7 protein-coding genes are annotated in these 11829 nt (G+C 40.3%); 3 read left to right on the forward strand and 4 right to left on the reverse strand.

All coding sequences use genetic code 11. From position 1 onward, the window contains the following. Positions 1–41 precede the first annotated feature (41 nt). The gene (locus ACTRWE_RS08450) at positions 42–1982 is read left to right on the forward strand and encodes a methyl-accepting chemotaxis protein (protein WP_036956678.1); all 1941 of its coding nucleotides are present in this window, start codon (positions 42–44) and stop codon (positions 1980–1982) included. A 74-nt stretch (positions 1983–2056) separates the two neighbouring features. Beyond that, a complete protein-coding gene (locus tag ACTRWE_RS08455) occupies positions 2057–2530 on the forward strand; it encodes a peroxiredoxin (RefSeq protein WP_013465916.1) in 474 nt (157 codons plus the stop codon). Between the two features lie 73 nt (positions 2531–2603). On the opposite strand, the gene ACTRWE_RS08460 is transcribed toward ACTRWE_RS08455, so the two are convergent. Next, positions 2604–4733: a S8 family peptidase gene (locus ACTRWE_RS08460; protein ID WP_462879832.1), complete on the reverse strand. Its 2130-nt coding sequence runs from the start codon at positions 4731–4733 to the stop codon at positions 2604–2606. A 448-nt stretch (positions 4734–5181) separates the two neighbouring features. Between ACTRWE_RS08460 and ACTRWE_RS08465 the strand changes: the two genes are divergently transcribed. After that, a complete protein-coding gene (locus ACTRWE_RS08465; RefSeq protein WP_028835618.1) occupies positions 5182–6366 on the forward strand; it encodes a BaiN/RdsA family NAD(P)/FAD-dependent oxidoreductase in 1185 nt (394 codons plus the stop codon). A 102-nt stretch (positions 6367–6468) separates the two neighbouring features. Here ACTRWE_RS08465 and ACTRWE_RS08470 read toward each other — a convergent pair whose 3' ends face one another. The 3 genes from ACTRWE_RS08470 to ACTRWE_RS08480 form a co-directional block, all read right to left on the reverse strand. Continuing rightward, the gene (locus ACTRWE_RS08470) at positions 6469–7359 is read right to left on the reverse strand and encodes a Fic family protein (RefSeq protein ID WP_350654074.1); all 891 of its coding nucleotides are present in this window, start codon (positions 7357–7359) and stop codon (positions 6469–6471) included. A gap of 197 nt (positions 7360–7556) precedes the next feature. Next, on the reverse strand, positions 7557–8645 hold the full coding sequence (locus ACTRWE_RS08475) for a GGDEF domain-containing protein (RefSeq protein ID WP_350654076.1): 1089 nt from the start codon (positions 8643–8645) through the stop codon (positions 7557–7559). 284 nt (positions 8646–8929) lie between these two features. Then, complete coding sequence (locus ACTRWE_RS08480) at positions 8930–11677, reverse strand: S9 family peptidase (RefSeq protein ID WP_462879833.1); 2748 nt, start codon at positions 11675–11677, stop codon at positions 8930–8932. Between the last annotated feature and the right edge of the window lie 152 nt (positions 11678–11829).

Consider the following 11829-nt stretch of genomic DNA (forward strand, 5'->3'; position numbering starts at 1 on the left):
AATTCAATACTCTGTATGAATGTCACTTTTGAGATATGTTTATGCGTGTATCATTTTTTACCCGTCTTTTAGCTATTTTATTAACGTTAGCCAGTGTGTTGCTCGCTGCTACCTTGTTATGGGCAAGTCATACATTACTAAAAATTCAACAACAAGATATTGCTTATAGCCAATTAAAAAATACCATAATGGTCGATCTTGCTGGCCTTTTAGAAGACTACTTGGCACGAGGCAATAGCCAATACCTGACGCAATCTTCAGCTTTAATTGAACAACTTAAAGCGCAGCAGCTAACGGTACTTCCCTCTGAGTTAGAAGTGCGCCTTTCAACACAGCTATTTTCACTAAATAAAGACATTAACGGTAAATACAGAGCACTAGGAAAGCTCTCAGGTAACGAAACTGCGCTTTTAGACAATGCTCTGAGACAAATGGCGGGCTCAGCGTCATCGCTTATAAATTATGTACAAAAAGCATCAACTCAAAGTAGCCATGCTCTAAGCTACAATAAATTGGCGAGTGATTATTATAGTGAAGTGGTTAATTTATCTTTATCGACCTATCAACTGCTAAATGATTACCAGCCTGAAATTGAAAAAAGCCTGCAACAAAGCGTAAAAAATTTAAACTTACTCGCTGCAAAAATTGCACAGTTGCCTAATTTAGGAGTGATGACTGAGGTTGATGAATTTGCTTTATTTGTAGATGAGGAGCCAGAGGATTTGGCTGCTGATATAAAAGCGGAGTTGGTTAGTTGGCCTAAGCGCTATTTACGTGATTTAAGCAGTACTTTATCGCAAGCAAAGCAGCGTAATTCTGGAACGAATGAGTTACGTGAACAAATTAGCGTGTTATCAAAAACAGTGATTGAGGCAGAGCAAACATTAAAAGCGCAGCAAGATACCGTTAAACAACAAGTATTTTGGGTGTTTGGAATTGCAATAGGTGGTTTAGTAATATTAGCTTTTGGTGTTTATTGGGTGCAACGTAAACAGGTTTTACAGCCTTTGCGGCAATTACGAGATGGGTTTGCATTTTTAATCGAAAGTAATGAGTTAAAAAATATTACAGTGAATAATCCTAAAACAGAGGTTGGTGAAATAGCGCAGTATTTTAACCTGTTAATTGAGCGCCAGCGTCTGGAGGCGCAAGAAAGAGCGAGTATGCTCGGTGTCGTTAGTGACTTCATGGAGCAAATGAGTGAGCATTTAGAAAAAATAGGTACAAAAAGCGCGACTAGCTACGAACAAGTTGTTAAAAATGAAAGTTTACTAGTAAATATTCAACACATAGGTGAGCAGGTTAATCATATTAACGCTCAAGCTGCTGAAAATGCTCAAAGTACTTATGAGGCAATGCAGCAAAGTGTTGGTTTTGCTAAAAATATGCTTAATGCGAGTTCTGATACACAGCAACGTATTGAACAAGGTATGCACAGTGTGCAAGAGTTACTGAGCGGCGTACAAGGAGTGAGTAATATAATAACGGTTATTCGCACCATAGCTGAACAAACCAATTTATTAGCACTGAACGCTGCAATAGAATCAGCAAGAGCCGGTGAGCAAGGCCGAGGTTTTGCGGTGGTTGCTGATGAAGTAAGGCAATTAGCCATGCAAACCCAAGGTTCGTTAAAAGAGATTAACGATCAGCTGGCGTTATTAAGTGAGAACTCTCAAATGGTCTATTCACAAATTAATGCGTTAACTGAGGATGCACAGCTACAAACCGAAAATGCCCAAGAGCTTCAAGCAAACTCTGAAGGGGTCGCAAATAATGCTCAGCAGGCAAACACAGTTGCAGTTGAAGCAATGGAGCTTGCAAAACAGCAAAGCAATTTCCTTAGTGACTTTACCCAATCAATGCATAATATGAAAAGCCAAGTAAATGAGTCGAGTGAGTTGGTGTCTGATATTCGCTCGCAGCTAGAGCTGCAAATGGCAACAATTAAAAAGGGATTGGGTTTAGACAGTGATGCTGTTTAATCTCGGTATAAACTCGAAACCGTAAATATTAACCTGTATGCTAAAAGTCTACGTAATTACCCAAAGGATTTAACATGATTGAACAAGGTCAAACAATACCCGCAGTTAGTCTATCTAAGCTAACCGATGACGGTATGCAAACACTGACAAGCAATGAATTATTTGCAGATAAAAAAGTCGTGTTATTTGCAGTGCCAGGCGCTTTTACACCAACGTGTTCGAATGCTCATTTACCTGGATATATCGCGCTAGCCGATAAAATTAAGGCTAAAGGTATTAACGCTATCTATTGTGTATCGGTAAACGATGCATTTGTGATGAAAGCGTGGGGTGAGTCACAAAATGCAGAGCATATAGATATGCTTGCAGACGGTGATGCTAGCTTTACCCGTGCTTTAGGGCTTGAAAAAGATACCGCAGGCTTTGGTGGAATACGCTCAAAACGATACGCGATGGTTGTTGATAATGGTGTTGTTACTGGTCTATTTGTAGAACAAGACAAAGAGTTTGTAATAAGCAGTGCTGAAGCTGTTTTAGCAACGCTTTAAAACTGACGACTTTAATCAGAGAATAAAAAGCCGATACAGTGTATCGGCTTTTTTTATCTAAAGAGAGGATGTTTTATGGCTGGTATTGGCCGCTTAGCGTTAAACCAGAAAATGTTTGATACGCATTAACACTTAAGTGCCATGTTCCCGCTTGAGGATTACTAAAAGTACAAGTTTCGGCGTTACCATTTTTATATGGACGACAATCATAGCTTGAGCTTGTTGGCTGGCTACCAAATTTTACAAATAAGTCTGCATCACCGGTGCCGCCTGACGTTGTAACAGTAAAGCTTGCCATACCCGCCGGTACATCTAGCGTGTAATGTTTCCACTGACCTGCATTTGCTGTGATATCAGACACCGTGCCACCACCTGCTTGAGGTGTACCTGAACCACCACCTGTTGAACCACCCGTAATGTTACCGACTAAACTCACGCCACTGTAGGCTGAATAACCACGCAGCATTACATGGTAAGTGCCGGCTGTTGGACTATCAATAGAACATTCTTCACTGTTACCTTCATTATATGGACGACAATCATAAGTGGTTGAGGTTGGTTTACTACCTGCACGTACATACAAGTCAGCATCCCCTGTGCCACCACTCATAGTGAAAGTGACATTGGTTGCACCACTTGGTACTGTCATAGTGTAAAAGTCTTGTGCACTTGCCGCACCGCTTAAACCGGTTTTGACTTCTCCATCAACAAGTTCGTTATCACCCGTTGTTGGCGGTGTACCACCAGATGCTGCAGCAACCGCAGCGGCCGCATCAACAATACCTGTACCACAGCTGGTACACGTGGCAGAGAATGGACGAGTGGTTGTTTTTAAAATACTTTCTATTTCATCAGGAGTCGCGTTTGGTTTTGCTTGTTTGATCAGTGCAGCAACACCCGCAACATGAGGAGCCGCCATTGAGGTGCCTTGCGAAAAGCCATAACTGTCGCTTGATGGTGTTGTTGAACCTGAATTGTAAGTTGATAAAACACCTTCAGAATCATTGGCAAAGCTTTGCGCGCCACCCGGTGCTGCCACATCAATATTACTTCCGTAATTTGAGTAATAAGCGCGACCACCATTACGGCCAACCGATGCAACATTAACAACACCATTACAGTTACCTGGGTTGTAGTTTGCAGAATTATCGTTATCGTTACCTGCAGCAATAACAACAACTGTGCCGTTGTTACGAGCGGTATTAATGGCATTTTGCGTGGTTGAACTACATGCACCCGCACCACCTAAACTCATGTTAATTACATCGGCTGGATTAGCATTTGCTGATGTACCCGATACATTACCACCTGAGGCCCAAATGATACCGTCAGCAATATCTGAGGTTAAACCGCCACATTTACCCAACACACGCACTGGTACTACTTTGGCGTCATAAGCAACACCAGCAACGCCTTCACCGTTATTCGTTACTGCAGCGACAGTGCCTGCAACGTGAGTACCATGCCAACTAGAGCCTTGTGCACCGTTATTACCACATTCACCAGCTGCAACCGCATCCCCTGGATCGCGAGCATCGTTGTCACGGCCATTGCCATCATTGGCGACTGATAGATTAGAGATCATATCGTAGCCTGGTAAAATATTAGCGTTTAAATCAGCGTGAGGGCGGTAGCCCGTATCAAGCACAGCGACAACCACACCACTGCCTGTTGCCGTATCCCAAGCTGTTGGTAGGTTAAGTCCACCGGCTTGCTCATAGTAATGCCATTGATCGCCATAACGCGGGTCATTTGGTGTCGCAAATGGTTTTAGCATTTGATCGACTTCAATATATTCAACATTACCCGAATTAACCATTTCCTGCATGAACTGCTGGGCCTCTTCAGCGTTTAGTTTTTTATCGGCACGCATTACGTGATGGTTATTGAGTGCCATTGCGCGAACATACTTGGCTTTAACTTTGCCTTTTTTTGAGGTGAAGTTTTTTACAAAGCTTTGCGCTTTTTTATTCATCATTGCTGGTGATACATCAGCGGTTGAGGTACTCATCATATCGTTGTTATTCTTATATTTAATGATGAATTGAGTCTCAAAACCACCTTGATTTTGTAACTTAGCTGAGGTTTCTGCCATTGAAGATGCGATTGCTTGCGCTGGGTTTGCCATGCTTGAGCTGGCAGCAAAGAGTGTACTTATTGTTAGCGCAACAGCGCATTTTTTGAATGAATTATTAGAAGTCATAATTACCCTTAGTTTTATTATTATTTGTGAAAATCCACAAAGCGGGTACAAAGGTAAATGATCTGTTAACTATTTTGAAATATTAAATACGTATGTACCTATTTCATTTAGTTATAACCGCGTATTTAGTGCGCTTTCAGTTGTTTTGTATTTGTTTTATTGCTATCAACGATCCTAATGTATTAGATTTTTTTAGTGTTTTTTATCATTAATTTACTTTTATTGATAAATTAAAAATAATACAAAAGGGCGTGTTGACCTTTGCGGGTTAAAATAAGTTCAATCTAGGAAGAGGTTAACCGCGGCGCGCGATTTGTAACCTTGTGGGCTAAGTAAAAATCGAGCAAAGCTTCTTCGTCCTGCTTACGCTTAAGATAAACATGTTCTGGCTATCTGGTTATTATTGAAACTTTGTTATAATTCACAAAAGTTTTTAAGAGATAACTAAATGACTCACGTTGATGTGATAGTGATTGGTGCCGGAGCCGCTGGTTTAATGTGTGCTGCACAAGCAGGGTATCGCGGTCGAAGCGTCACAGTACTTGATATGGGTAAAAAGCCAGGACGTAAAATTTTAATTAGTGGCGGTGGGCGTTGTAATTTTACCAATGAAAATGCAAGCCCTAGCAACTATTTATGCGCTAACCCCCATTTTGTAAAATCGTGCTTAAGTCGTTATACGCAGCACGACTTTGTAGAGCTTGTAGACCGACATGGTTTGGCATATCACCATAAGACACTCGGGCAATTATTTTGTGACAATAGCGCACAAGACATTGTTGATATTTTACTAACCGAGTGTGAGTGGGCGGGCGTTACTATTAAACTGCGCAGCGAAGTGTTAAATGTCGCTAAAACAGCTACCGGCTATAGTGTGACCACTGAACAAGAAACACTTACTTGTGAGTCGCTTGTGGTTGCATCGGGTGGGTTAACCATGCCTAAACTGGGTGCTACGCCAATCGGCTATAAAATTGCAGAGCAATTTGGCTTAAAGATATTGCCGACTATGGCTGCTCTAGTTCCCTTTACCTTACATCAGCACGATAAAGACCGTTTTGAAGGGCTTTCGGGTATTAGTATTCCTTGTGAAGTTGCAAGCGAAGATGGCACCGTATTTAAAGAGAATATTTTATTTACTCATCGTGGGCTATCTGGGCCTGCTATATTGCAAATAAGCTCGTTTTGGCGAGCAGGTCAGGCGGTAACGATCAATTTACTGCCTGAACTAGATTTAAAGCAACAGCTAGCTGATTGGCGAGAAACACAAGCGCAAAAATCGTTGAAAAATAGCCTCGCGACTATCCTACCTAAACGCTTTGTAGAAATACTCCACGACAGTAACGCCATTCCCGATTGTAATATTAATCAACTAACGCATGGCCAAATAGACGCGCTTGCTGATTATATTCATGCGTGGCAAATTAAACCAAATGGTACCGAGGGTTACAGAACCGCAGAGGTTACTTTAGGCGGCGTAGATACCGACGAGTTGAGCTCAAAGACATTTGAGGCTAAAAAAGCCAAAGGCTTATACTTTATTGGCGAAGTAACCGATGTAACGGGTTGGCTAGGAGGCTATAATTTCCAATATGCGTGGAGCTGTGGATTTGCCGCCGGGCAGTACGCGTAATTGTTTTTAAACAATTATAAAATTTAGCTGCAAACTGCGTATTGACACGCCACTTCATCTTTGAGGTGGCGTTTACTCCTACTCTGTTTATAACTTAAGTTTTTAACTCGTCTGGGTAAGTTTATACTGCTGCATTTTGCTATTTGGTTTTTCGGGAATAGTCATTTCTATAATTCCAGCATCAATGGCTGGCTTTAAGTAGCGCTCTCTAAAATGTTTACGGTCTTTTAATCCAAGCTTATTTTGTAGCTCTTGTCGGTTTAATGGCTTTTCGCTTTGGGTAAATACATTAATTAAAGCGATGACTTGGGGGGCTTGTAAGTCTACATTTATAGCCTGTTTAACTTGAGGGGGTTGTTGGGGGTTTTTGGTTTTTGTTATTGATTTTAAATCACTTTCTAATGAATTTAGTGCCGCTAGTAATGCTTCCAATATATACTCAATAAACACGGATGAGTCACCGGACTTGGTACTTAGGTTAATGCTTTCAAAGTAATGTTGGCGAGTTGTCGCTATAACATTGTTAATGTTTATTAGTGAAAATAGCGAATGCCATTGCGATAATTGCAGAGTTTGCCACGTACACGCTATTTCAGTATTACCCTGTGCAAAAGGTTGAATAAACTGTAATTCATAATGGCATACTGCACTACTGATTAAAGGATGATGCGCGGTTGTTTTAAACCAAGCAAATAACTCCTCTACCATTTGTGGTACTCGCATTGCTTGTGGTGCCATTTGCAAACCACTTTTTAACGCTAAACTTTGCTGCCTATAACTGCCCGATTTTTCACTCAGATCTTTGATTAAGCTTCGATGCAAGGCTAATAAGCTATCAGGGGTTGATAGGCCAGATGATATTGATTGAATATCAAGGTTATTGATTTGCAGGGAGGCGGTTTTTTGTTGCTTATAGTGCTCAAGCATTGCTGGCGAATATAAGGCACTGATTTTGCCTAAAACTTCACTAATATTTACCATACTGTGAGTCATGCTAGCTGAAATAGAGAAGGGGGGAGTGGCGTTGCTCATTTTGGTATAGGGGTTATTCAAATCAGGGGGTTAAGAATACGCGAACTGAGTTTAAAAGTCAGTTTTAATGGGTTTTTAGTCTGGTTTTTTTGTGCTGTTATTGGTTCTTTATAATTAGTTTGGTGTGTGTCGATACATTAATTGGCTATCTTACTTAGTTATAAGAGGCTAGCTGAAGCGACTATCGTTAGTTTATTGTCGCTAAAATAAACTGAATTACGACCATTATTTTTAGCTTCGTATAGTGCGCTATCGGCACGTTCTAACACGCTAATAACTGAATCATCAGAACTGATGGTAGCTACCCCTATGCTTATGGTTAGCTGAATGTTGGCAACAGGGTGTGTCGAAATATAGTCTTTTAACGCGTTTGCTTGTGCTAATGCATTGGTCAGTGAGGTATTTGGCAAAATAATAGTAAACTCTTCTCCCCCCCAACGCGCAATTAATGAATGGTTGGGCATGCTACTTTTAATCAGTTTAGCAAACTCAGCTAATACTTTATCACCGACTAAATGACCATAGGCGTCGTTTATTTTCTTAAAGTGATCAATGTCACAAATGAATAAGCAGTTTGTGGTTTTTGTTTCTTTGCTGCTGGTAATGACTTGCGACAATGCATAATCAAATTTTTGCCTATTATAAAGCCCTGTGAGTTTATCTGTTTCAGCGAGATGTTGAATCTCTATATTACGGGTTGTTAAATGCGCATATGCAGAAAAACGTGTTTTTTCATAAAATCTGAAAATTAAGATATGGGCAATGCTGACCTCAATGATATTAAATAAAGAGCCTAGCCCGATAGTGACGGTTAGCTGTTGTTGCTTATAAGTTAGGTAAGCACAAATATAAAAAGCAATGGCGCTAAAAATGCTTCCCCAATTTCTACCCACTAAAAAAAACGCAAAAGGGGGAATAAGTGTTGCCCAAAATAAAGAGTGAGCAAGGCCACCGACAGAGATAACAAATGTCATTATTAAACTAACAACCATAAATGTAACCGCCCATGCCGCAGCACTTACATTTGCAGTTTTACTAAACCAGCCATAAATAGCTAACGATATAACTAAGCCTAAAGCATCAATGGCGGCAATATCGTAACTGTGAAAGTAGAACAGGTTGAGTAGGGTTAAAACTAAAAAGTAGCAGGTTGCCGTTAATAATGAATGAGCAATTAAGCGTGTGCGCCAAAAGTCTTTATGATCTTTTGGATACTGTGGTAGTCCTTTGTACCAAAAATCTAGCATGCTTTATTTCTCTTAGACTGTGTCTTTTTTATTGACTGATTATTACTCATAACCCGCTCATATAAAAGTACCGAGTAAATAACTACAAAAATAAAGGGTTATCTAGCTTGCGCTATTTTTGTATGAAAAATACAGTTCAGCATTGCAGTGATAGCGAGTAGATCTTCAGCTAGAGATATGGCGGGCACATTATTACTTTGGACACTCTCTTTAAAGTGGTGATAGTTACATAGTTAAAAACCCCGATATCACGCAGTGCAATCGGGGTTTTTAACTTCTAGTGGTTACTCTTCGATAAACGCTTCACCTTCTTTCATCCACTTAGCGGCCGGTTTGCCTTTAAGATAATGATCAAAGTACTGCATCATACGCACTGAAAAATCGACCTGATTAGGAAACTTTTTCAAGTGGTGTGGTTCACCTTCGTATTGTAAAAAGGTTGCATCTTTACCTGCGCGGCGAAGCGCTAAGTAATATTGCACGCCTTCATGCCATGGCACCGCATCATCTTTGTCGCCAAACATAATCAAAATAGGCGTATTTACTTTATCGGCAAAAAATACCGGTGAGTTTTCAATATAAAGCTCAGGTGCTTCAAATAAATTTTTACCAATACGGCTTTGCCCTGTTTCGTATTGAAATTGGCGTGCAAGTCCAGATTTTAAGCGAATGCCACTGTAAGCACTGGTCATGTTAGACACTGGCGCGCCCGATACCACTGCTTTAAACATATCAGTTTGGGTGATCATAAATGCACTTTGATAACCCGCCCAAGAGTGGCCTTGTAAACCTATTTTATCTGGATCGGCAATGCCTAAATCAATCAGCTTTTGGGTGGCGTTGATCATGGTTTGAGTTGAAGATTTACCAGGGTGTCCTATTTCAAAGCGAATGTCAGGTAAAAAAATGGCGTAGCCATTTGAGGTAAACATCGGGAAATTAGGGCGATGATTTAATTCCATTTTTGGAAAGTCATACATGCGCTGGCTCATGTAGCGGTAAAAGTACACCACAACAGGCACTTTATCGCCTTTTTTATAATCGGCAGGCTTGATTAATACCCCTTGTAAATCTTCACCATCAAAGCCTTTATAGCTAATAAGTTCAGGCTTTTCTCCCCAAGCAAAATTAGTTACCTGAGGATTAAGGTTAGTGACTTGTTGTGCTTGTTTGAAGCTAAAGTCTGTTTGATAAATATCAGGAAATTGCTGATAGGTTTGCTCAGTAAATAAGTATTTATCGGCATTTTTGGCTTTTTTAATTACATCAAAACGCTTATTACCTGTGAGTACTTTAGTAACGTTAAGCGTTGTTAAATTAAGTTTAGCCACCTCACTTTGCTTACTTTGTAAGTTAATTGCAGAGAGCAAAAGAGTATCATTGCTGTTAAAGCCCACTTGGTTTTTATCAAGCTTGATTACTCTGTACTGAGTATTACTTTGTTTACCATTAGTTAAGCGTTTGGCTTGCTTGGTATTTACATTAAACGACCAAATATCATATTTACTATAAACCAGTATTTCGCTGCTATCGTTAAGCCAGCCTGCAAAACCATAACCAGGCTGCTTGGATGGATAGTCGTGTTTGTCATCTGCAAACGTGGCGTTAATCGCCTTGCTGAGTACGCTCACTTTGTTATTACCTAAGTTTTTAAGCTGTACTTGGTTATTATCAAAGTAAGCAGCAAACTGCCCATTAGGCGCAAGGCTCGGCCTAAATGGATAGTCGTTAATGATAGGAGTTTGTTTACCCGTGTTTATATCAACAGCAAAGTAGTCAGCAAAAAAACCGCCGTACATTACTTTTTCAAGATGCGCTAAATTTGAGTAGCCTAACAATGACGTGGCACGCTCAGTATTAAGCGCCAGCTCAGGCATATTTGGGGTGCTTAACTGAACGACTTGCTGTGAGTTTACATGGTATACCGCAGTGTAATGACGATTTTTATTATTTTCATTCCATTGCTGTTCTTCGCGCGGTTTTATTTGTGCATCATTGTTGTGCCATACATTTAGCCCTTTATGGTCGCGAATTACCTCAAAGTCATACAGTGATGACTCATCTGTGTATTCTTTTTGTTTAACTTTTGCAGCGAGTTTTGGGCGGTTTTCAAAGTATAAACGTGTACCATCTTCGGCCCACGTTAATGTCGCAGCTTTACCCATTAACCATTCTGGGTTAGGTGATTGCACAGTGGTTAGCGTGTCGTTTTGCCACAGCGTTAATTCGTACTGACGACGACGCTTATCATCGTTTACATAGTTGCCTAAGGTAAACGCAACGGTTTTTTCGATTGGGTGCCACGCTATTTTGCTAGCAACCACACCAGGCTCATCAATTAATACGGTGCTGGTAAAATTATCGAGTGAAAATAAGGTAATTTGATTATTGCCGCCATCTACATAGCTTTGACTCACCAATAGCTGATCGCTGGTGGCACTAATGCCATAGGTAAAGGCACTTTCAAGAGTATGAGTGCGCTTATCACTTAAGTTGATGATAACCAGCGGATAGCTTTTATCTTTTTTGTCGGTAGTGATAGCGCTATCGTTGTCGAGCTTTTTATCGTCTTCTTCAGCGTTTTCATTTTTGCGATAGGCCAGCCACTGGCCGTTATTAGCTAGCACGTAATCTTTTACATTATTAAAGCTTTGCTGCTCACCAGTTTGGGTGTTGACTAATACTAAGTTATTTTTTAAGTCACTTTTTTTCTTAGTGGTTTCTTTTTCAAGCAGAGTAGGCACCTGCGTAAATGCGACCCAGTTTGCCATTTTGCTAATGGTAGGACGGGTTCCTCGTTCCACTTCAGCAATAAGCTTATTGCTATTGAGTGAGTAGACTTTCCCTGTAGCATTCCCGCGATAAGGGGTTGCACTTAAAGAAAGGATTTGACCATTTTCAGAAAGCTGCGTGCCTTTTGCAGATTTAAAATCAAATACATCTTTAAATTCTAGTGGCTTATTAGCTAAAGCACTGGCGCTCGTTAAGCTGGTAATAAGTGCACAGCCTACAAGAGTGAGTTGTGTTTTCATTATAGATTCTCGTTTTTTAACATTATTTTATTGTAACGAGTTTTAATAACAATTCGAGTAGATACGATAAGTGGTAGCAGGGCAGAGATGAGAGGTTAAAAATGAATGGTAAAAGGTAAAAGGTAAAAGGTAAAAAGTAAAAGGTAAAAGGT

It is taken from the genome of Pseudoalteromonas sp. G5_S1_54_S4 (assembly GCF_054968565.1).